This window comes from Stenotrophomonas sp. 05L414_2 (assembly GCF_056397905.1).
Genome location: NZ_JBFTOJ010000002.1, coordinates 21,305 through 42,935 on the forward strand (window position 1 = coordinate 21,305; position 21,631 = coordinate 42,935).

Consider the following 21,631-nt stretch of genomic DNA (forward strand, 5'->3'; position numbering starts at 1 on the left):
AAGCGCGGGTGGTAACGGCTGTGTAACACGGGCCGGAAGACCGGTCAATAATTTATTCTTGCTTTCGGGGCCGAAAGGAATAAATATTCCAACAGGCATTCGAGGAGGGTGTGCAGCGCATGATCCTGGCTTCCCGCGAACCGCGTCGGCACTGGCCGCACCGGTTGACCTTGGCACTGGCCCTGGGCCTGCTGGGCGCACCCGCATTCACCCAGGCGGCCACGCCTGTACCCGACCCCGGCGCCCCGCTGCCTTACGTGATCGGCCTGCACGAGGCCTACCTCACCGCAGACTACTGGGCGGCACGGCTGGACAATGCCGACGCACCTATCCTGGACCGCGCGCAGATCGAGGCGCAGAACGCACGGATGCGCGCGCAGGACAAGCACATCCAGGACATCGCCACCCTGCCTGCGCAGCTCAGCTCGGCACAGGTGCGTGACAGCATCACCACGCTGTCGAGCTGGCCCACGCGGGCGCTGTATGACGACAGGGGCCGCGCCATCGCACCGGACGTGCGCAGCGCGATCGAAGCCAACCTCGGTCTCGATGCAGTTCCGGGGCAGGTGTCGCCGGACTACGCCCTGGTGGTGAAGCGCGCTGCGCTGCGCACCTTCCCAACCCGCCAGCGTGTCTTCAGCACCGTCGGCGATACCGACATCGACCGCTTCCAGGAGTCGGCACTGTTCCCCGGCGACAAGGTTGCCGTCGTCCACCGCAGCACCGACGGCCGCTGGTTGTTCGTGCACAGCGAGCGCTACAGCGCATGGATCGAAGCCGACGCGGTGGCCAGCGGTGACAGGGCCACGGTGCTCGGCTACGGCGCGAAGGGGCCGTACCGCGTCGTCACCGCTGCCACAGCGCACACTGCCTACACACCCGAGGAACCGCGTGTCTCGCGCCTGCAGCTGGACATGGGCGTGCGCCTGCCGGTGTTGGCCGACTGGCCCGCCGCCGAGCCGGTGAACGGGCAACAGGCGCACGCCTCGTGGGTGGTGCAGCTGCCGGTGCGCGAGGCCGATGGCCGCCTGAAGCTGATGCCGGCGCTGCTGCCGCGCTCGCAGGACACTGCCGCCGACTACCTGCCGCTGACCCCGCGCCTGCTGCTGCAGCAAGCGTTCAAGTTCCTCGGCGAGCGCTACGGCTGGGGCCACGACTACGACACCCGCGACTGCAGTGGTTTCGTCTCCGAGATCTACCGCAGCTTCGGTGTGCTGCTGCCACGCAATACCAGCGCACAGGCGGTCAGTCCCGCGCTGGACCGCTTGCCGTTCACCGCCAAGGACGGCAAGGCCGTGCGCGACCGCGCTGTCACCGATCTGCAGGTGGGTGACCTGGTCTACATCCCCGGCCACGTGATGATGGCCATCGGCCACGTCGATGGCCGCACCTGGGTGATCCACGATACCGCGGGCGGCAGYTGGTTCGGCGCCGACGGCAAGCGTGTGCAGGCCCACCTCAATGGCGTATCGGTCACCCCGCTGGAGCCGATGATGGCCAGCGACAGCGTCCGCTACATCGATCGCATCACCAACATCCAACGCCTGCGTGCCAAGAACCCCTGAATGAAGATCACCGCCATCGAACTGGGCATGCTGCGCGTGCCGCTGAAGACCCCTTTCAAGACCGCGCTGCGCACGGTGGAAACCGTGGAGGACGTGGTGGTGCTGATCCGCACCGACAGCGGCCACACCGGCTACGGCGAGGCGCCTGCCACCGCGGTGATCACCGGTGACACCCACGGCTCGATCATCGAAGCGATCCGGCACTTCATTGCCCCGCGCTTGATCGGCCAGGAGGTGGTCAACCTCAACCGCCTGTGCACGCTGGTGCAGACCGCGATGGAGCGCAACACCAGCGCCAAGGCGGCGGTGGAGATCGCCCTGTACGACCTGTGGGCGCAGCTGCATGGCGCGCCGCTGTACCAGATGCTCGGTGGTGGCGACCCGGTGATCACCACCGACATCACCATCAGCGTGGACTACATCGATAAGATGGTGGCCGATTCGCTGTCGGCGATCGAACGCGGCTTCGAGTCGCTGAAGATCAAGGTCGGCAAGGACATCGGCGTGGACATCGAGCGGGTCAAGGCGATCCATGCCGCCGTCGAAGGCCGTGCGCTGCTGCGCCTGGATGCCAACCAGGGCTGGACTGCCAAGCAGGCGGTACATGCGATGCGCACGCTGGAAGATGCAGGTGTGGTGCTGGAACTGCTGGAGCAGCCAGTCAAGGCCGCCGACATCAGCGGCCTGAAGTACGTGACCGATCGGGTCAACACCCCGGTGATGGCCGACGAGAGCGTGTTCAGCCCGAGCCAGGTGATGGACCTGATCCAACAGCGCGCCGCCGACATCATCAACATCAAGCTGATGAAAACCGGTGGCCTGTCCAACGCAATCCGCATTGCCGACATCGCCGGCATCTACGGCGTGCCGTGCATGATCGGCTGCATGATCGAATCCAGCATCAGCGTGGCCGCAGCGGTGCACCTGGCGGTAGCCAAGAGCGATGTGATCACCAAGGTCGACCTGGATGGCCCCTCGCTGGGGCAGTTCGATCCGGTCAGCGGCGGGGTGCGCTTCAACGAGTCGGAGATCAGCATCAGCGATGTGCCGGGGTTGGGCATTACCGAAGTGCGGGGGTTGGAGATGCTGGGTTGATTTCTGCCTTGCGGCTGGCTTGGCGTACAACTGACGTTGGGTCGGGCGTTACTTTTCTTTTCGCGAAAAGAAAAGTAACCAAAAGAAACGCTCCGCCGGCCGCGAGCCGACGTGCTGCGCACGCCGGTGCCCTGCGCTCCTCGGTCCGCCGAGGGACGGCGCGGAACTCGCTGCGCTCAGACACCCGCGCCTCTTCGCCCTCGCCGGACCTGCGGTGCTCGGCTCGCTTGAAGGCGGACTCAACTGCAGCTCCGGGTAGATCCACGCCATGCGTGGATGTCCTTGCTCCTGCTTTTGCTCCACTCCGTAACCCCTTCGCGGCTGGCACCCGCCCGACCCACCCCATAATCCGCTCTACGCAACCAACCGCAACGCGCCTACACATGCCCGGACGCCCCGCATGCCGCCCCTGCTGAAARTCCGCACCGAGCGCGGGCAGATGTCGGCCATCGAACGCCGCATCGCCGACTTCATCCTCGACAACGCGCACCTGCTGCGCGACTACTCCTCGCAGCAGCTGGCCAGCGCGCTGGGCATCAGCCAGTCCAGCGTGGTCAAGTTCAGCCAGAAGCTCGGCTTCAAGGGCTACCCGGACCTGAAATATTCCATCGGCGAGGACGTCGCCCGCGCCGGTGCCGACCCACAGCAGGCGCCCGCCGAACCGGACATCAGCGATGACTACCTGCGCCTGGGCGACGCCCTGCGCCGCAGCAAGGCCCAGGCCGAGGAAGAAACCCGCCAGGCCAACCCACGCGAGGAGATCGAGCGCATCGTGCAGCTGCTCGACTGCGCGCCCAAGCTGTTTGTATACGGCCTGGGTGACGACGGCCTGTACGCGCGCGAATTCGCCATGCGGCTGTCGCTGCTCGGCCTGCTGGTGGTGCCGCATACCGATCCGATCCTGATGCTGGCCAACCTGTCCGCCGCGCGCCCGGGCGATGTGCTGCTGATGTTCTCCGAGTTCGGCAAGTTGCCACAGCTTTCGCAGCTGTCGCGCCAGTTCCAGGACATGGGCGGCAAGGTGGTGTCGATCACCCGCCACACCGCCAACCCGCTGCGTGCGCATGCCGATGCGGCACTGGTGGTGTGCGCGCACGACCGCGCGCCGCAGGTGGCGCAGCTGCTGTACCGTAGCGCCATGCATGCCCTGCTCGATTTCCTGTTCGTGCTGCTCTGCCACGCCAATCCGGATCGCCAGCAGCAGCTGGCGGTGAACCTGGAACGGATCGACCACCTGCTGGATTCCTGACCGGAGCGCCCGATGAACCTGCTGCTGGCCCGCCTTGCATCTGCCGCGCTGCTGCTCGTTGCCGCAGCTGCTCTCCACGCTGCCCCGCTGGACAACGCTCGCCAACTGATCGTGGTCACCAGCGAGACCTGGGACAGCACGCAGGGCCAGCTGCAGGCCTTCGTGCGCGACGGCAAGCACTGGCGCAGGCACGGCCAGGCCTTCCCGGTGGCACTGGGTCGCACCGGCAGTGCCTGGGGCCTGGGCCTGCATCCTGCCCAGACCGGCGGTCCGCAGAAACAGGAGGGCGATGGCCGCAGTCCGGCCGGTGTGTTCGCGCTGGGCAGCGCGTTCGGCTATGCCATCACCCGGCCCGGCACGGCGATGACCTATCAGCCGATGCTCGAGAGCAGCTACTGCATGGACGTGCCAGCATCGCCGTTCTACAACCGCATCGTCGATGCGAAGAAGGTGGGCAGCGCCGCCATAGCCGGTTCCACCGAACCGATGCGGCTGGACCTGCACAACCAGGGTGACGTGCGTTACCGGGAAGGCTTCGTGATCGCGCACAACCCGGACAACCAACCCGGCAAGGGCAGCTGCATCTTCGCCCATCTGTGGCGCCAGCCCGGCGAGGCCACCGCTGGCTGCACTGCGATGCCAGAGGTGCGCATGCAGGCGTTGCTGGACTGGCTGCACCCGCAGGACACGCCACGCTTCGTCCTGTTGCCAAGGGCCGAATACCAGCGCCTGCAGGCACAGTGGAAACTGCCCGCGCTTGAAGGAGCCGTACGTTGAGCGCCGCCGACGAACCCCAACTGCAGCGCGCGGTCAGCCGCTGGCAGATCGTCGGCCTGTCCATCAACGATGTGGTCGGCAGCGGCATCTACCTGCTGCCGGCGGCCACGGTCGCCCTGCTCGGTCCCTTCAGCCTGTGGGGCGTGGTCGCCGCCGGCATCGTCGTCGCCCTGCTGGTGCTGTGCTACGCGCAGGCGGCCAGCTATTTCGATGAACCTGGTGGCAGCTACCTGTACGCGCGCGAAGCCTTTGGCCGCTTCGCCGGTTTCGAGATCGGCTGGATGATCTGGCTGACCCGCATCAGCTCGGCCGCAGCGCTCAGCAATGCGCTGGCCGACGCTGTGGCGCGGTTCTGGCCGTGGGCAGGCGCAGGCATGGGCCGTATCGCGATCATCGTTGTCTCGCTCGGTTTCCTCACCGGGGTGAACATCATCGGCGTGCGTTCGGCCGCCCGCACCGGCATCGTGCTGGTGATCGGCAAGATGCTGCCGCTGCTGTTGTTCGTGGCCATCGGCGCGTTCTACATCGACCCACAGCTGGCCTTCTCCGGCCAGCGCCCGGACCCGCACGACCTGCAGCGCATGGGCGAGGCGGCGCTGCTGTTGCTGTATGCCTACGCCGGGTTCGAGAACATTCCGGCCGCAGCCGGTGAATACCGCAACCCACGCCGCGACATCCCGTTCGCGCTGATCACCATGATCGTCACCGTCACCGTGATCTACGCGGCGGTGCAGATCGTGGCGCAGGGCACGCTGCCCGGCCTGGCCAACTCGGCCACGCCACTGGCCGATGCGGCCTCCAGCTTCGGCGGCGAGGCGCTGGCGCTGATCCTCACCGTGGGCGCGACCATCTCCATCCTCGGCACCAACAGCAACACGATGATGATGGGCCCGCGCTTCCTGTTCGCCCTGGCCCGCGATGGCTACGGCCCGAAGGTGCTGGCGCAGGTGCACCCGCGCTTCCGTACCCCGGCCGCGGCGATCTTCTGCCAGGGCCTGATCGCCCTCGGCCTGGCGCTGTCCGGGTCGTTCGTGCAGCTGGCACTGCTGTCGATGACCACACGACTGTTCGCCTACATCGGCACGGCCGCCGCAGTGCTGGTACTGGCCAAGCGCTATGCCGACCGTCCCGGCGCGCTGAAGCTGCCCGGCGGCCCGTTGATTCCGGTGCTGGCCCTGCTGCTGTGCGTGGCCCTGTTTGCCAGTGCCAGCTGGCAGAACATCGTCGCGGCGCTGGTCGCCTTCGCCGTTGGCGCGGTGATCTACAAGCTGCCGCGCAAGGATGCCGCTGCTGATTGACCTGCCGATCACGCTGCCGGTCCGGCGCGTTAACCGGCCGATGGGCACGATCAGGCTTCGTCCACTACGGAGCCTTCTGTCCATGAGCCCCGATTACCAGATCCCCGGCCGCGTACCGGAAGACAGCACCCCGCGCGAGGCCATTTCCGACTACTGGCGCGACCGCTACAGCGCCGAACCGTATTACGACGCCAGCCTGCTGTTCGATGACTACGAGCCGGCCTATCAGATCGGCCACGCAGCACGTTTCAACGAAACCCGCGCCGATCAGGTGATCCGCGCCTACGAACAGGTCGAAGCGGAGTTGCAGTCCCGCTGGGCGACGGAGCGCGGCAAGAGCCGCCTGGAATGGGATCAGGCCCGCGCCGCTGTCCGCCGCGGTTGGGATGAAGCCCATGTAGCCGATCCGCGGCTGACGCGCCACGGTTGACCCCTCCAGCAGTTGACTGATGCAGGCCCAGTAGCGCCGAGCCCCTGCTCGGCGCCTTCTGCGTTGCAGGCCTGGGCCGGGCAGGCGCTCGGCGCTGCCTCAGCCGGTCATTCCTGTTCCGGCAGCGGCGGGATCGACGAAGCGCGCTTGGGCTCGGCCGCGTTGGCGGCAATCAGGTCGCGGGTGTTCTTCTGCACCGCCACCGCGCCAAACAGCGACAGCGCGAATGCCATGCCGTAGAAGCCCTTTTCGCTCAGCACCAGGGTGGCGTTCCACAGGCCGACCAGCAGCAGCAACAGCGCCGACAGCAGTGCGAACCAGCACAGCGCGTAGTACAGGCCGCTCACCGGAATGGCCTCGACGCGGTCACGCACGCTCTTCTGCAGCGATACCGCCGCAAACAGGCCGAACAGCAGCAGGGTCAGGTAATAGCCCTTCTCGTTCAGCGGCATCTCGGCATTGAACAGGCCGACCAGGTAGGCCACCGCGCCCAGCAGCAGGGCCACCCACGAGGCGGCGATGAAGGCGGGCGAGGGTCGATGGATGAGGGGTGCGTTCATTGCAGGTCCTTGGCAGACAGGCGGGCAATGCTTTGCCCGGGCGACAACACCCTAGACGATCCGCGCCATGCCGCACAGGGGGGAGCAGGACCTTCGGGCCACGACCGTCACCGCCCCGGTGGTATACAAGGGAGAGCCTGGCCATCCGCATCCCCTTCCGCTGGAGATACCCATGACCCGCACGCCCCTGCTGCTCGCCCTCGGCCTGCTGCCGATCCTCGCCACCACCGCCTGCAACGCGGCCGGCCCTGATGCGTCTGGCCAGAAGGCCCCGGCGACCGCCGCGGCCAGCGCAGACCAACGTCCCTTCACCGCCACCGAGGTCAGCCGGTTCGACCAGCCGTGGGCGATGACCTTCCTGCCCGATGGCAGCCTGCTGGTCACCGAAAAGCGCGGCAAGCTGCAGCACCTGGACCTGGCCAGCGGCCAAAAACATGAGATCACCGGTGTGCCGAAGGTCGCCTACGGCGGCCAGGGTGGGTTCGGCGACGTCATCCTGCATCCGGATTTCGCCCGCAACCATGTGGTGTACGTCAGCTACGCCGAGGAAGGCACGCTGGACACGCGCGGCGCGGCCGTGGCCCGTGCCACCCTCGCCCTCGATGCCAACGGTGGCGGCCAGCTGAAGGACCTGAAGGTGATCTGGCGGCAGACGCCGAAGGTCAGCGGCGAAGGCCACTACGGCCACCGCTTGGCCTTCGGCCCGGACGGCAAGCTGTGGATCAGTTCGAGCGAACGGCAGAAGTTCGATCCTGCGCAGGACATGAGCGGCAACCTGGGCAAGATCATCCGCCTCAACGACGACGGCAGCCTGCCGGCCGACAATCCGTTCGCCTCGCAGGGCGGCGTGGCCGCGCAGGTGTGGTCGCTCGGCCACCGCAACGTGCTGGGCATCGCCTTCGATGCCAATGGCAAGCTGTGGGCGCAGGAGATGGGCCCGGCCGGCGGCGATGAGCTGAACCTGATCGTGCGCGGTGCCAACTACGGCTACCCGATCGTGTCCAACGGCGACCACTACGACGGCCGTCCGATTCCCGACCATGACACCCGCCCGGAGTTCGCCGCACCGAAGGTGACCTGGAACCCGGTCATTTCCCCGGCCGGCCTGATGTTCTACAGCGGCAGCCTGTTCCCGCAGTGGAAGGGCAGCGCCTTCATCGGTGGCTTGTCGTCCACCTCGCTGGTGCGGGTTGCCTTCGACGGCGACAGCGCGCGCGAGGCCGAACGCTTCAACATGGGCGAGCGCATCCGCGAAGTGGAACAGGGCCCGGACGGCGCACTGTGGCTGCTGGAAGACGGCAGCAAGGCACGGCTGCTGAAGCTCACGCCGAAGGCCTGACGGCCGGGTGGTGCCGGCTGCTGGCCGGCACCTGCAGGAGCCCTGGTTGCCGGCCAGCGGCCGGCACTACCGATCTGGAACGGCCCTGCATACGGGGCCGTTTTCGTTACTGGATGGTGCCGACCTTCACCTCGGTGCGCGTGCAGGCCTTGTCCAGGCACTCGCCGGTCAGCCAGACCTGGCCATCGCCGATCATCACGCCCTGCTGGTTGACGAACACCGTGCCGAAGTCCTGCGCGGACACCGCCTTGACCACCGCCGGGGTGATGATCTTTTCGTAGTTGCGCTGGAATTCACCGGGCCCGGTGATCTTCCTGCCACCGCTGATGTTCAGCGGGAAACGCACTTCTTCAACCACCGCCGCGCGATCGCCACCGACCACTGCGGTCTTGAAGGCAGTGAATACTTTTTCATACTGCGCCGCATCGCCGAGCAGCGTCTCGATGCGCGCGCGGGCGTCGTCTGCCGCCGCAGGTGCTGCGGGGTTGGCAGCATCGGCCGGCGTCGCAGCCGTATCCTTGGCGTGCTCCGCCGCAGCCTGTGGCGCGGCGACGGCATCGGGCGTGGTGCTGGCGGCCGCCTCGGCCGGCGTCGCGCCCGTCATCGGCGGAGGCGCATCGGCGGCAGGTTCGGGCGGCGGTGCCGGCTGCGAGCACGCTGCCAGCAACAGGACAGGAACAAGGTAGGCCATCGTGCGCATGCGCGGTCTCCATCGGATCAGGCTCCGATGGTAGCGCCGGGCCGTGCCCGGCGTGTTCGCCATGGGTGAGGACGCCGGGCATGGCCCGGCGCTACTCATTGCCAGTAGATCCACGCCATGCGTGGATGCTCTACCGATCAGGCCTTCAGCAGTTCGAACTGCACCGCGTCACCGGCCATCGACGAGGCGCACACCCACACGTCGAACAGGCCCGGCTCKGCACGCAGCACGCCGTCGCGGCCGGTGAATGCCAGCTGTTCACGGGTCAGGGTGAACACCACCTCGGCCGACTCGCCCGGCTGCAGGGCCACCTTGCGGAAGTCCTTCAGCTCGCGCACCGGCCGCACGCGGCTGGCCACGCGGTCGTGGATGTACAGCTGCACCACTTCCTCGCCAGCCACGCTGCCGGTATTGGTCAGCGTGGTGGTCAGGGTCAGGGTGTCGTCCCAGCCGACGCGCGCACTGCTCAGCTGCGGCACGCCGTAGGCGAAGGTGGTGTAGCCGATGCCATGGCCGAACGGGTACAACGGCTCGTTCGGAATCTCGCGCCAGCGTGCCTTGAATTCCGACATCGTCGGCAGTTCCGGGCGACCGGTGCGCGGGTGGTTGTAGAAGTACGGCTGCTGGCCGGACACCTGCGGGAAGCTGACCGGCAGGCGGCCGGAGGGGCTGTAATCGCCGAACAGCACATCGGCCACGGCATGGCCGGTCTGCGTGCCCAGGTACCAGGTGATCGCAACGGCATGCGCATTGCGCACGGCGCCCTGCAGGGCCAGCGCGCGACCATTGCGCAGCAGCACCACCAGCGGCTTGCCGGTCATCGCCACCGCTTCGGCCAGCGCCTGCTGTGCCGGCGGCAGGGTGATCTCCACGCGCGACTGCGCCTCGCCGCTGTAACGCTGCGGCTCGCCCAGCGCCAGCACCACCACGTCGGCGCGCAGCGCAGCGGCCACGGCCGCCTCGGTGCCACCGGCAATGGCGGCTTCCAGTTCGCATCCCGGCACCACTTCCAGCTGCGCGTCATCGCCGATGGCCGCGCGCACGCCGGTTTCCAGATCCACGTAGCGCTGCTTGTCGCCGAACAGCGTCCAGCAGCCTTCGATGTTGTCGCGGTCCTGCACGAACGGGCCGATCAGCGCGATCTTCTGCCCGTTCTTCTGCAGCGGCAGCACGTTGTCGCGGTTGTTCAGCAGCACGATCGAACGGCGCGCGGCATCACGCGACAGTTCGTCATGGGCGTCGATATGGGAGGTATCGGCTTCGCGCGCCGGGTCCAGCGAACGGTACGGGTCGTCGAACAGGCCGATGGCTTCCTTCAGCCACAGGATGCGGCGCACGCCTTCATCCAGCACGCTCATCGGCACCTCGCCGCTCTCCACCAGGCCCGGCAGGTGCTCGGCGTAGAAGCCGCTCTGCATGCTCAGGTCCAGGCCGGCGGTGAACGCCTTGGCGGTGGCATCGCGGTCGTCGGCGGCATAACCGTGCGCGACCAGTTCCATGTCGGCGGTGTAGTCGGAGATCACCACGCCCGGGAACTTCCATTCACCGCGCAGGATGTCGGTCAGCAGCTCGGCGTTGGCGCTGGCCGGCACGCCGTTGATGTCGTTGAACGAGGACATCACGGTGATCGCGCCAGCATCGAAGGCCGCCTTGAACGGCGGCAGGTGCACATCGCGCAGGGTCTGCGGCGAAATGTCCACCATGTTGTATTCCATGCCGGCCATCACCGCGCCATAGGCGGCAAAGTGCTTGGGCGTGGCCAGCAGCGAGTCGGCGGCGCGCAGGTCGCTGCCCTGGAAGCCACGCACGCGGGCAGCGGCGAAGGCACAGCCCAGTACCACGTCCTCACCGGCACCTTCGGCACCGCGGCCCCAGCGCTGGTCACGGGCGATGTCCACTGCCGGTGCGTAGGTCCAGTGCAGGCCGGCAGCGGTAGCTTCAACCGCAGTGGCGCGCGCGGTGCGCTCGGCCAGATCCGGCTCGAAGCTGGCGGCCTCGCCCAGCGGAATCGGGAACACCGTGCGCATGCCGTGGATGACGTCGGCCGCCAGGATCACCGGGATGCCCAGGCGGCTCTCCTCGGTGGCGACCTGCTGGATGCGGCGGCCGAGCTCGGCGCCGACACCGTTGAACAGCGAGCCGACCTTGCCCTCGCGCACCTGCTGCAGCACCTGGTCGGCATTGCGCACGTTGGCTTCCGGGTTCACGTCCGGGGCGAACGGGCGGACCATGTCCGCGAAGACACCCAGCTGGCCGACTTTTTCCTCGACGGTCATCTGGGCAATGAGGGATTCGATGCGATCGGAGGCCACCGGCAGTCCTTAATGAAAACGTTTACAAGCCCGGCATTCTAGCGATCCCGGACGATTTGGCGAGAGGTTTCGTCATTCAGTTTCAGCCACCAGCCGGATCCGTACGGTCCGGCCGGGGGCATCGCAGCTTACTCCGAGCCGGCCAACTGGCGCTGCCCGGCCATCAACATCGCGTCGCTGGACGCCTGGAACACCCGCAGGCCAAAGGCCGGCAGGATCGCCAGCAGGTGGTCGAAGATGTCCGACTGCACCGCCTCGTATTCGCCCCAGGCGGTGCTGCGGGTGAAGCAGTACAGCTCCAGCGGCAGGCCTTCGGTGGTCGGCTGCAGCTGGCGCACCAGCAGGGTCATATCGGTATGGATGCCCGGGTGGCTGGCCAGATAACGCTCCACGTAGGCGCGGAAGGTGCCCAGGTTGGTCACCCGGCGGCTGTTGACCTCGGCCACGCCCTGCTCGCGCAGGCGCCCGTTCCACTGGCCCAGCTCCTGCTGCTTGCCGCGCAGGTAGTCGCCCAGCAGGGCGAACTGGCCGAGGAAGGCCAGGTCGTCCTCCTCCATGAAACGCACACTGTGCTGGTCCAGGAACAGCGCGCGCTTGATCCGGCGGCCACCGGCCTCCTGCATGCCGCGCCAGTTCTTGAACGACTCGGTCACCAGCTTCTTGGTCGGGATGGTGGTGATGGTCTTGTCGAAGTTCTGCACCGTCACCGTATGCAGGGCGATATCGATGACATCGCCGTCGGCATTCTGGCTGGGCATCTCGATCCAGTCGCCGATACGGATACGCCCATCACCACTGATCTGCACGCTGGCCACCAGCGACAGGATGGTGTCTTGGAAGATCAGCATCAGTACTGCGGTGGCCGCGCCCAGGCCGGTGACCAGGTAGCGCAGGTCGACACCGGCGAGGGTGGCAACGATCGACAGCCCGGCGATCACGAAGATGATGATCTTGGCGACCTGCAGGTACCCCTTGATCGGCTTGTTGCGCGCCTCGGGGCGACGTTCGTACAGGTCGTTGGCCGCATCCAGCGCATGCGACAGCGCCAGCACCACGGTCAGGATCGCCCACGCCTGGCAGGCACCGATGATGAAGCCGACCAGGCCCGGCGGCAGGTCCGGCACGATACGGATGCCYGAGGCGATCACCTGGCTGGGCACCACGTTGGACAGCCGCGAAATGACCCGCATCAGATGGCTGCCGCGGCCGGTATCGGCGCCGGGCAGGCGGTTGAGCAGGCGACGCAGGCCGCGCAGCAGGATGCGCTTGGTCACCCAGTTGGCCAGGCCGGCGGCAACCAGCAGCGCCGAGATCATCAACGCCAGGTAGGCGCCAGGATAGGGTTCCAGTGTGTTCTGCAGCTTTTCCAGCCACTGTACCGCCACCACTGCGTCCACCATCGGTTGTCTCCTTCTTCATTGCTGTTGAGGTTGCCGGCCAGCGGCCGGCACTACCGGGGGTTGCCAGCCGACGGCCGGCATTACCGGCGTGTCAGTCCCGCGAGCGTTCGATGATCACGCCGACCGCACGTGCACCGCGCACCGCCCCGGGCTTGCTCAGCTTCAGGCGCAGCCACTTCACGTCGAACTCGTCCAGCACGATCTGCGCGCAGCGCTCGGCCAGGGTCTCCACCAGGCCGAACTCCGATTCGCGCACGAACTGCTCCAGGCGCTTGCTGACCGCCTTGTAGTTCAGGGTGTGGGCAATGTCATCGCTGGCGGCCGGGCGACGGTTGTCGAACCCCATCTCCAGATCGAACACCAGGTCCTGGCGGATCCGCCGCTCCCAATCGTAGATGCCGATCAGGGCGTCGATCGTCAGCCCTTCGATGAAAACCTTGTCCATTGCGGTTACCAGCCGGAAAACAGGCGGCCATGGTAACGGGACGGCAGTGAGCCTGCCCGGAACGGAGGAGGGTCGCCGGGCATTCGCAAGGTCTGGAAAAGACAAAGGGCCCTGCTAGCGGGGCCCTTTGGTACTACCGTTTTGTCCCCGGGGGGAGCTTTCTCAAGCCGCGGGTCCCGGTGGCGCAGGCACTGAGGTTAGGCAAGGACCCAATCGCCGGTCAAGGCCAATTGCGACAAAGCAACTCACGGAATTCGTCCGAGCCGAAACACAGGAAATCGGTCACGCAGGCAACGGCGTTCCCCGATGGTGATCGCCGCCGTCTCTGGCCAGCATCGACCCTTCCTTCACCACCGCACATCACGATGGCTGCATACGATGCATTGAGGCGCGCTCTGTCAGCGGAGCGCCTGTCGACCTACGAGAGAATTGCATCGGCCTGCAGCCCGGGTGTCACCGCCGAATCCCTGTACCTGTGGAACATGCGGATGTGCGGTGCGCTGATGATGCCGGTGCATCTGTGCGAAGTGGTCATCCGCAACGCAGCCGCATCGGCGCTGGCCCGGCAACATGGGCCTCGATGGCCGTGGAATGATGCCTTCCGTCGCAGGTTGCCGGCATCTTCATCCGCTTCGGCGAGAACCGCACTGGAACTGGTCACCGGCCGTACCACCGACACGCCCGAGATCGTCGCCAACCTGCCGATGGTTTTCTGGCAGCAGCTCTTCACCTGCCGCTTCGACGCTTCGCTGTGGATACCAGCACTCAGCGGTGTTCTACGCCATGCGCCTTCGGCCCATCCCAGTGTCACCAGGAAAGCCATCCACGCAGATATCGACCGCATCCGCCACCTGCGCAACCGCATCGCCCACCACGAACCGATCCTTGAGCGCGACATCGGCGCCGACCTGGCCGCGATCGGGCGGCTGATCCACGCCCGGTGCCCGCACACGCTGGCATGGCTGCAGCGCCATGAACGGGCCACCACGGTGCTGGCGGCCTCTCCGTTGGCAGGGCGTCCATAATGCGTCCGCCGGGCATGGCCCGGCGCTACCGGTTGCGGGGCTTTACACCGCCGGCAGCGTCGCCATGTCCCAGCGCGGGGTGACGTCCACCTTCGGGGGGCTGTGCTGGCCCGCCAGCAGGCGCAGCGCGCCGGCGAAGGCGATCATCGCGCCGTTGTCGGTGCACAACGCCGGCCGCGGGAAGCAGGCGCGGCCGCCGAGGCGCTCGGCCATCTGCTGCAGGCGGGCGCGCAGGCGCTTGTTCGCACCCACGCCGCCGGCCACCACGATCACATTGGTGCCGGCCGCTTCCAGCGCGCGTTCGCACTTGATGCACAGGGTCTCGACCACGGCGTCTTCAAAGCCACGGGCGATGTCGGCGCGGGTCTGCTCGCTCTGGTCGCTGTCGCGCCAGGCCATCAGGACCTGGGTCTTCAGGCCGGAGAAGCTGAAATCCAGGCCCGGGCGATCAGTCATCGGCCGCGTGAAGCGGTAGACGCCCGGCGTGCCCTGCTCGGCCAGCGCGGCCAGCTGCGGCCCGCCGGGGTACGGCAGGCCCATCATCTTGGCGGTCTTGTCGAAGGCTTCGCCTGCGGCGTCGTCCAAGGTTTCGCCCAGCAGCCGGTACTGGCCGATGGCATCGACGGCCACCAGCTGGGTATGGCCACCGGACACCAGCAGCGCCACGAACGGGGCCTGCGGCGGATCGTCTTCCATCAGCGGCGCCARCARGTGACCTTCCATGTGGTGCACGCCCACGGCGGGGACCTCCAGCGCCCAGGCCAGCGACCGGGCCACGCCGGCGCCCACCAGCAGCGCCCCGACCAGGCCGGGGCCGGCGGTGTAGGCCACCCCGTCGATGTCGTTCACGCCAAGCCCGGCCTCGGCCAGCGTCTGCCGGATCAACGGCAGCAGCTTGCGCACGTGGTCACGGCTGGCCAGTTCAGGCACCACACCGCCGTACTCGGCGTGCAGGGCGATCTGACTGTAGACCGCATGGGCGCGCAGGGCAGCGCTGCCGGCCAGGTCGGTGTCATACACCGCCACGCCGGTCTCGTCACAGGAAGATTCGATGCCAAGGACTCGCATGCCTGCTATTATGACGCCCCTGCCAACCCCTCGGGGAACTGGCAGGCCTCACTGCAATCCAACAACTTGCCCCTATTCAGGATTTGTGGCTTGCAGTTTGTTTATTCGCCACTATAATGTGCGGCTCGCCGGGCGTGACCCGGTTCTACTGTGTCCCGGAGATTCCATGCCCAGCGTCAAAGTCCGCGAGAACGAACCCTTTGAGTTTGCTCTTCGCCGCTTCAAGCGCACTTGCGAAAAGGCCGGTGTGCTGGCCGAAACCCGCAAGCGCGAGTTCTACGAAAAGCCGACCCAGGAGCGCAAGCGCAAGGCCGCCGCTGCTGTGAAGCGTCAGCTGCGCCGCTCGTCGCGCGACGTTACCAAGCGTCAGCGCCTGTACTGATCGGACGCATCTTCATTGCGGTGGGCATTCCCTGCCGCGATGGAGTCGAAGCCGGCACGCGCGAGCGTCGCCGGCTTTTTGCGTTTCCGGGCCCGGGCATCCGCCCTGCCCCACTACCACCACGAGGTTCGTCATGAGCATGAAGCAGCAGCTCACCGAAGACATGAAGGCCGCCATGAAGGGCGGCGAGAAGCACAAGCTGGGCGTCATCCGCCTGATCAACGCCGCCATCAAGCAGAAGGAAGTCGACGAGCGCATCGAGCTCGACGACACCGCCGTGATCGCCGTGCTCGACAAGMTGGTSAAGCAGCGCAAGGACTCGGTCAGCCAGTTTGAAGCGGCCAACCGCGAAGACCTGGCGGCAATCGAGCGCGCCGAAATCGTGGTGATCGAAGCCTACCTGCCGGCCAAGATGGGCGAAGCCGAGATTGTCGCGGCCATCCAGGCGGCCATCGCCGAAACCGGCGCCAGCAGCGCGGCCGACATGGGCAAGCTGATGGGCGCGCTGAAGCCCAAGCTGGCCGGCCAGGCCGACATGGGCCTGGTGTCCAAGCTGGTCAAGCAGGCGCTGTCGTAAGCAACGCCAGACCCGGGTCCCTTCCGCACTGCGAAGGGACTCCGGGACGCGCTCCTGCGCACCTGCTTCACCGCGTCTTCGACGTGGTGCTGCTACAACTCCGGCATGGTTGATCCAACGTCCCACGCCCCCGAAGACCGCGCGCCGCACGGCGGCCCCGCGTCCCTGCACAAGTACATCAAGCGCCTGCAGGACAGTTTCCCGATGGCCGTCGTCAAGCGCTTCGTCGAAATCGACGTGCTGACCCAGGCCGCCTCGGTTTCCTTCTATGCCCTGCTGTCGATGGCGCCGCTGCTGGTGCTGCTGCTGTGGCTGACCGCCTCGCTGTATCCGCCGGCACAGCAGGCCCTGGTCGACCAGATCAGCTCGGTGGCCGGCAGCAGTGCCGCGACCGTGGCCGAAACCGTGCTGAAGAATGCCGACAACCAGCCCGACGTCGGATCGCTGGCCGGGCTGTGGAGCACGCTGTTGCTGTTCGTTGGCGCCACTGCGGTGTTTGCCCAGTTGCAGAACGCACTGAACCTGATCTTCCGCACCAGCGGCGAACGCCTGGAGGGCATCAAGGCCTGGCTGCGCAAGCGCGTGTTCTCCTTCGGCGTCGTGCTGGCGCTGGGCTTCCTGCTGATCCTGTCGATGACCGCCACCACCGTGCTGCAGGTGGCCTTTGCGCAGCTGCCCTCGATCCTGCCGGCCATCGGCTACCTGACCAGCCTGCTGCTGTACGCGGTCGGCTTCGCCTTCATGTATCACTACCTGCCGGACCGGCGCGTGGCGTGGCGCCAGGCCTTCATCGGCGGCCTCATCACCTCGGCGCTGTTCGCGCTCGGCCGCTATGGCATCGGCGTGTACATCGCCACCGTCGCACCGGGCAGCGCTTACGGCTCGATGGGTGCGCTGGTGATCTCGCTGGTCTGGATCTACTACGCCACCGTGGTCTTCTTCGTCGGCGCGCTGATGACCGCGGTGATCGATGAACGCCTGCGCGCACGCCATCATCTGCTCGCTGCCGGCATCGACCCTGGCACTGCGGCGAACGCGCCCGGGAACGTGGCCGGCAAGGGGTAAACTAGGGGGACTGACTTCCCCCTTCCGCGTGGCTGCCGCCACGCCCTGCCTCGTTGCCCATGGCCCGTATCCCCGACGCTTTCATCGACGACCTGCTGGCCCGCTCCGACATCGTCGAGGTGGTGGGCAGCCGCGTGCCGTTGAAGCGCCAGGGCAAGGAGTACGCCGCGCRCTGCCCGTTCCATGACGAACGCTCGGCCTCCTTCACCGTCTCGCCGACCAAGCAGTTCTATCACTGCTTCGGCTGCGGCGCGCACGGCACGGCCATCAGCTTCCTGATGAACTACGACCGCCTCGAATTCCTCGACGCGGTGGATGAACTGGCCAAGCGTGCCGGCATGGAAGTGCCGCGCAGCGAGAACCCGCGCAACGCCCAGCAGCAGGATGACAGTCGCGAGCTGTATTCGGCGCTGGACGCGGCAACCAAGTTCTTCCAGAAGAACCTGGAAGGCAGCGAGAAAGCCCGCAGCTACCTCGATGGCCGCGGCGTGGATGAAGAGAACCGCGCGCGCTTCCAGATCGGCTATGCACCTGATGGCTACAGCGGCCTGCGCGACGCACTGGGCAAGGACGAGCGGCGGATGAAGCTGCTCGACCGCGCCGGCCTGTTCTCCAAGAACGACCGCGGCCACGTCTACGACAAGTTCCGCGACCGGGTGATGTTCCCGATCTTCGACCGCCGTGGCCGGGTGATCGCCTTCGGCGGGCGCGTGTTCGAGAAGGATGACGGCCCCAAGTACCTCAACTCGCCCGAGACCGCGCTGTTCCACAAGGGCCGCGAGCTGTACGGCCTGTGGCAGGTGCGCCAGGCCAACCAGAAGATCGAGCGCTTGATCGTGGTCGAGGGCTACATGGACGTGGTCTCGCTGTTCCAGTTCGGCGTCACCCAGGCGGTGGCGACGCTGGGCACGGCGACCACGCCGGACCACGCCGAACTGTTGTTCCGCAACGCGCCGGACGTGTTCTTCTGCTTCGATGGCGACGCCGCCGGCCGCCGCGCCGGCTGGAAGGCGCTGGAATCGGTGCTGCCACGCATGAAGGACGGCCGCCAGGCCTTCTTCCTGTTCCTGCCCGACGGCGAAGACCCGGACAGCATCGTGCGCAAGGAAGGCGCCGAGGCCTTCGACGAACGCCTGAAGGAGGCCACGCCGCTGTCGCAGTTCTTCTTCGACGAACTGACCCGCGAGATCAACCTGGGCACCCTGGACGGCAAGGCACGGCTGGCCGAGCGCGCCAAGCCGATGCTCGCGCAGATTCCCGATGGTGCCTTCGGCGACCTGATGAAGCAGCAGTTGGCGCAGCTGACCGGCCTGGGTGGCAACGCGCAGGCGGGCCGGCCGCAGATGCCACAACGCGCCGCGCCGCGCACGATCCAGCCGGCGGCCAAGCGCAGCCTGGTGCGCGGCGCGATCGCCGTCCTGCTGCAGCAGCCATCGCTGGCCCTGACCCTGGGCGGCAAGCACCACTTCCAGGGCCTGCGCCTGCCCGGCGTGGAGCTGCTGCTGGAATTGCTGGGGCTGGTCGAACAGCGCCCGGACATCAGTACCGGCGCCCTGCTGGAGCATTTCGACGGCCGCGAAGAACAGGCCTCACTGCACACCTTGGCCGCGCAGACGCTGGCGGGCGATGAAGCGATGTGGACGGTGGAACTGCATGACGCAGTCGGCCAGCTGGAGAAGCAGCTGCTGTTCCAGCGGATCGACGACCTCAACGCCAAGCAGCGACAACAGGGTCTGGACGATACTGACAAGTACGAGATGCGCGAGCTGCTGAAGGCACGCGCCAATCTGCGCCTGTAGCGGCAGAACACATTCCCGGAGAGAGCATGCTGCTGCGCCTGACCTGCCTGCTGTTGTTGTTGTCGCTCTGCCCGATCCTGCCGGCCTGGGCTGCGGACCCTGTTCTTGCTGAAGTCCGCCCCGGCCTCTACGCCGGTGGCCAGCCCACGGCCGCGCAACTGCACGAACTGGCTGCCCAAGGCGTGCGCACGGTGATCGACCTGCGCCAACCCGATGAAGATCGCGGCTTCGATGAAACACGCGAGGCCGAAGCGCTCGGCCTGCGCTATGTGCGCATCCCGGTAGCCGGCGCCGAAGGCCTGGATGCCACCAACCTGCGCGCCGTGCACCAGGCGCTGCAGCAGAGCCAGGGGCCGGTGCTGCTGCACTGCGCTTCCGGCAACCGCGCCGGTGCCGTGCTCGGCCTGGTCAACGCACGCTACGAACACGCCAGCCCGGAACAGGCGCTGCAACTGGGCCAGCGAGCCGGCCTGAAGTCGTTGGAAGCGGCCACCCGCGAGCGTCTGGCGATCCCTTCTCCCACCCCCTGATTCCCGGGGTAATCCCCCCGCACCAAGGAGCCCATCCACCATGACCCGCTGGTGGTCGCGCCTGCGACCGGACAACTTCACCCTCGCCCTGCTGTGCACCGTCGGCCTGGCCTCGCTGCTGCCGATGAAAGGCGCCGCCGCCCTGGTGCTCGACGATGTCACCACCGTCGCCATCGCCGCGCTGTTCTTCCTGCACGGCGCGCGCCTGCCACGCGAATCGATCATCGGCGGCATGCTGCACTGGCGCCTGCACCTGACGATCCTCGCCTGCACCTTCATCCTGTTCCCGCTGCTGGGGCTGTTGTTCAAGCCGTTGTCCGGCTGGCTGCTGACGCCTGAGCTGTACCTGGGCGTGCTGTTCCTGTGCACCCTGCCCTCCACCGTGCAGTCGTCCATCGCGTTCACCTCGATGGCGCGCGGCAACGTGCCGGCGGCCGTGTGCAGTGCCTCGCTGTCGAGCATCCTCGGCGTGTTCCTCACGCCCCTGCTGCTGACCGCACTGGCCGGCACCTCCGGCGGCGTGCACGACCCGCTGCATGCCATCGGCGGCATCATGCTGCAGCTGCTGGTGCCGTTCGTGGCCGGCCACCTGCTGCGCCCGTGGATCGCCGGCTGGGTTGAGAGGCAGCGCGCGCTGCTGCGCTACACCGACCAGGCCACGATCCTGCTGGTGGTGTACTCGGCATTCGGCGAAGCGGTTACCGAGGGGTTGTGGAGCAAGACACCGCTGCTGTCGCTGTTCGCGGTGGCGGTGGTGGCGGCGGTACTGCTGGGCATCGCCATGCCGCTGATCACCTTCATCGCCCGCCGCCTGCGCTTCAACCGCGAAGACGAGATCGCCATCGTGTTCTGCGGCTCGAAGAGAAGAAGAGCCTGGCCACCGGCGTTCCGATCGCCAAGGTGCTGTTCGCTGGGGGCAGCCTCGGCGCGATCGTGCTGCCGGTGATGATCTATCACCAGATCCAGCTGATCGTCTGCGGGGTGATCGCGCAACGGTATGCCAAGCGCGCGCCCTGACCTGTGGAACAGCGCCGGGCCATGCCCGGCGGCGTCACCCCGTCACAACCAGGGCAGTGGATGTTCCACAGGTAGCGCCGGGCCATGCCCGGCGGATCCACCCGCTACAACCAGGGCAGGATCCAGTGGTCCACCAGCAGGAAGGCGAACAGCGCCATCAGATAGACGATGGAGTAACTGAACATCTTCATCGAGAACAGCTCGTCCGGCGGGTTGAGCATGCGCCAGGCGTACCAGAGGAACACCGCGTTGAGCACGATCGCCCCGCCCAGGTAGAACGCTCCGCTCATGCCAACCAGGTACGGCAGCAGGCAGACCAGCGCCAGCACCACCGAGTACGCCATGATCTGCTTGCGCGTGTGCACCACGCCATGGGTGACCGGCAGCATCGGGATTTCCGCCTTGGCGTAATCCTCGCGACGGAAGATCGCCAGCGCCCAGAAGTGCGGCGGCGTCCAGATGAAGATGATCAGCACCAGCAGCGACGAGTACGCCCAGTCCGACTGCCCCTGCATGCCGGTCACCGCCGCCCACCCCAGCATCGGCGGCATCGCACCGGCCAGACCACCGATGACGATGTTCTGCGAGGTCGCACGTTTCAGGTAGACGGTGTAGATCACCGCATAACCGATCAGCGAGGCGAAGGTCAGCACCGCGGTGATCCAGTTCACCCACAGCACCAGGATCGCCATCGACAGCACGATCAGCACGCCGGCGAATACCAGCACCTGCCACGGCTTGACCTTGCCCACCACCAGCGGACGCCACGAGGTGCGCGCCATCTGCGCGTCGATGTGCGCATCCAGCAGCTGGTTGATGGCTGCAGCGGCGGACGCGGCAAGCCAGATGCCGAGGAAGCCGAGCAGGCCGGCACGCACCTGCTCCCAGCTGGGCACGCCGGGAATGGCCAGGACCATGCCGACCAGGGCGGTGAAGACGATAAGGGCAACGACCTTGGGCTTGGTCAGGTCCCAGTACTGGCGATAGTTGGAAAACAT

General features: G+C 67.0%; 20 protein-coding genes and 1 pseudogene. 14 read left to right on the forward strand and 7 right to left on the reverse strand.

The features are described from left to right. Positions 1-119 precede the first annotated feature (119 nt). From AC1DJN_RS00685 to AC1DJN_RS00710, 6 genes are all read left to right on the forward strand, one after another. Positions 120-1,565 (forward strand): SH3 domain-containing protein, encoded by a 1,446-nt coding sequence (locus AC1DJN_RS00685; RefSeq protein WP_442251943.1) that lies wholly within the window; start codon positions 120-122, stop codon positions 1,563-1,565. Next, on the forward strand, positions 1,566-2,660 hold the full coding sequence (locus AC1DJN_RS00690) for a dipeptide epimerase (RefSeq protein WP_025878242.1): 1,095 nt from the start codon (positions 1,566-1,568) through the stop codon (positions 2,658-2,660). Positions 2,661-3,060: 400 nt separating this feature from the next. Continuing rightward, positions 3,061-3,909 carry a MurR/RpiR family transcriptional regulator gene (locus AC1DJN_RS00695; protein WP_478038571.1) on the forward strand — a complete coding sequence of 283 codons (849 nt, stop codon included), beginning with the start codon at positions 3,061-3,063 and terminating at the stop codon, positions 3,907-3,909. A 12-nt stretch (positions 3,910-3,921) separates the two neighbouring features. Next, the gene (locus tag AC1DJN_RS00700; RefSeq protein ID WP_313446510.1) at positions 3,922-4,686 is read left to right on the forward strand and encodes a L,D-transpeptidase family protein; all 765 of its coding nucleotides are present in this window, start codon (positions 3,922-3,924) and stop codon (positions 4,684-4,686) included. Further along, positions 4,683-5,984 carry an APC family permease gene (locus tag AC1DJN_RS00705; protein ID WP_033830177.1) on the forward strand — a complete coding sequence of 434 codons (1,302 nt, stop codon included), beginning with the start codon at positions 4,683-4,685 and terminating at the stop codon, positions 5,982-5,984. Before AC1DJN_RS00700 ends, AC1DJN_RS00705 begins: the two co-directional genes overlap by 4 nt. A gap of 82 nt (positions 5,985-6,066) precedes the next feature. Further along, complete coding sequence (locus AC1DJN_RS00710) at positions 6,067-6,414, forward strand: hypothetical protein (protein ID WP_025878246.1); 348 nt, start codon at positions 6,067-6,069, stop codon at positions 6,412-6,414. Positions 6,415-6,521: 107 nt separating this feature from the next. Here the strand turns inward: AC1DJN_RS00710 and yiaA are convergent, their stop codons facing one another. Next, positions 6,522-6,974, reverse strand: a complete 453-nt coding sequence (gene yiaA / locus AC1DJN_RS00715; RefSeq protein ID WP_025878247.1) for an inner membrane protein YiaA — start codon at positions 6,972-6,974, stop codon at positions 6,522-6,524. Positions 6,975-7,146: 172 nt separating this feature from the next. Between yiaA and AC1DJN_RS00720 the strand changes: the two genes are divergently transcribed. Next, positions 7,147-8,313, forward strand: coding sequence for a PQQ-dependent sugar dehydrogenase (locus AC1DJN_RS00720; RefSeq protein WP_059065755.1), 1,167 nt, complete (start codon positions 7,147-7,149; stop codon positions 8,311-8,313). A gap of 106 nt (positions 8,314-8,419) precedes the next feature. Here the strand turns inward: AC1DJN_RS00720 and AC1DJN_RS00725 are convergent, their stop codons facing one another. The 4 genes from AC1DJN_RS00725 to folB form a co-directional block, all read right to left on the reverse strand. Beyond that, positions 8,420-9,013, reverse strand: coding sequence for a hypothetical protein (locus tag AC1DJN_RS00725; RefSeq protein ID WP_313446512.1), 594 nt, complete (start codon positions 9,011-9,013; stop codon positions 8,420-8,422). Between the two features lie 137 nt (positions 9,014-9,150). Next, on the reverse strand, positions 9,151-11,325 hold the full coding sequence (locus AC1DJN_RS00730) for a glycoside hydrolase family 3 N-terminal domain-containing protein (protein ID WP_442251945.1): 2,175 nt from the start codon (positions 11,323-11,325) through the stop codon (positions 9,151-9,153). Positions 11,326-11,453: 128 nt separating this feature from the next. After that, positions 11,454-12,725, reverse strand: a complete 1,272-nt coding sequence (locus AC1DJN_RS00735; protein WP_033830173.1) for a mechanosensitive ion channel family protein — start codon at positions 12,723-12,725, stop codon at positions 11,454-11,456. Between the two features lie 91 nt (positions 12,726-12,816). Next, a complete protein-coding gene (gene folB, locus AC1DJN_RS00740; protein WP_025878255.1) occupies positions 12,817-13,170 on the reverse strand; it encodes a dihydroneopterin aldolase in 354 nt (117 codons plus the stop codon). A 365-nt stretch (positions 13,171-13,535) separates the two neighbouring features. Here folB and AC1DJN_RS00745 point away from each other — a divergent pair, with 365 nt between their 5' ends. After that, positions 13,536-14,195, forward strand: coding sequence for a hypothetical protein (locus tag AC1DJN_RS00745; protein WP_442251949.1), 660 nt, complete (start codon positions 13,536-13,538; stop codon positions 14,193-14,195). Positions 14,196-14,237: 42 nt separating this feature from the next. Here the strand turns inward: AC1DJN_RS00745 and tsaD are convergent, their stop codons facing one another. Next, positions 14,238-15,263 (reverse strand): tRNA (adenosine(37)-N6)-threonylcarbamoyltransferase complex transferase subunit TsaD, encoded by a 1,026-nt coding sequence (gene tsaD, locus AC1DJN_RS00750; protein WP_049468546.1) that lies wholly within the window; start codon positions 15,261-15,263, stop codon positions 14,238-14,240. Positions 15,264-15,429: 166 nt separating this feature from the next. Here tsaD and rpsU point away from each other — a divergent pair, with 166 nt between their 5' ends. The 6 genes and pseudogenes from rpsU (at position 15,430) to AC1DJN_RS00780 (ending at position 20,633) form a co-directional block, all read left to right on the forward strand. Then, entirely contained in the window at positions 15,430-15,645 is a 216-nt protein-coding gene (gene rpsU, locus AC1DJN_RS00755; protein ID WP_002808376.1) for a 30S ribosomal protein S21, read from the forward strand. Between the two features lie 133 nt (positions 15,646-15,778). Further along, positions 15,779-16,222 carry a GatB/YqeY domain-containing protein gene (locus AC1DJN_RS00760; protein ID WP_478038574.1) on the forward strand — a complete coding sequence of 148 codons (444 nt, stop codon included), beginning with the start codon at positions 15,779-15,781 and terminating at the stop codon, positions 16,220-16,222. A gap of 105 nt (positions 16,223-16,327) precedes the next feature. Continuing rightward, complete coding sequence (locus AC1DJN_RS00765; RefSeq protein ID WP_051501539.1) at positions 16,328-17,287, forward strand: YihY/virulence factor BrkB family protein; 960 nt, start codon at positions 16,328-16,330, stop codon at positions 17,285-17,287. Positions 17,288-17,346: 59 nt separating this feature from the next. Beyond that, complete coding sequence (gene dnaG / locus AC1DJN_RS00770) at positions 17,347-19,086, forward strand: DNA primase (protein WP_478038576.1); 1,740 nt, start codon at positions 17,347-17,349, stop codon at positions 19,084-19,086. 26 nt (positions 19,087-19,112) lie between these two features. Continuing rightward, the gene (locus AC1DJN_RS00775; RefSeq protein ID WP_032975626.1) at positions 19,113-19,616 is read left to right on the forward strand and encodes a protein tyrosine phosphatase family protein; all 504 of its coding nucleotides are present in this window, start codon (positions 19,113-19,115) and stop codon (positions 19,614-19,616) included. A gap of 40 nt (positions 19,617-19,656) precedes the next feature. After that, positions 19,657-20,633 (forward strand): annotated as a pseudogene (locus AC1DJN_RS00780) (bile acid:sodium symporter family protein). 104 nt (positions 20,634-20,737) lie between these two features. Here the strand turns inward: AC1DJN_RS00780 and cyoE are convergent. Further along, the gene (cyoE, locus tag AC1DJN_RS00785) at positions 20,738-21,631 is read right to left on the reverse strand and encodes a heme o synthase (RefSeq protein ID WP_033830169.1); all 894 of its coding nucleotides are present in this window, start codon (positions 21,629-21,631) and stop codon (positions 20,738-20,740) included.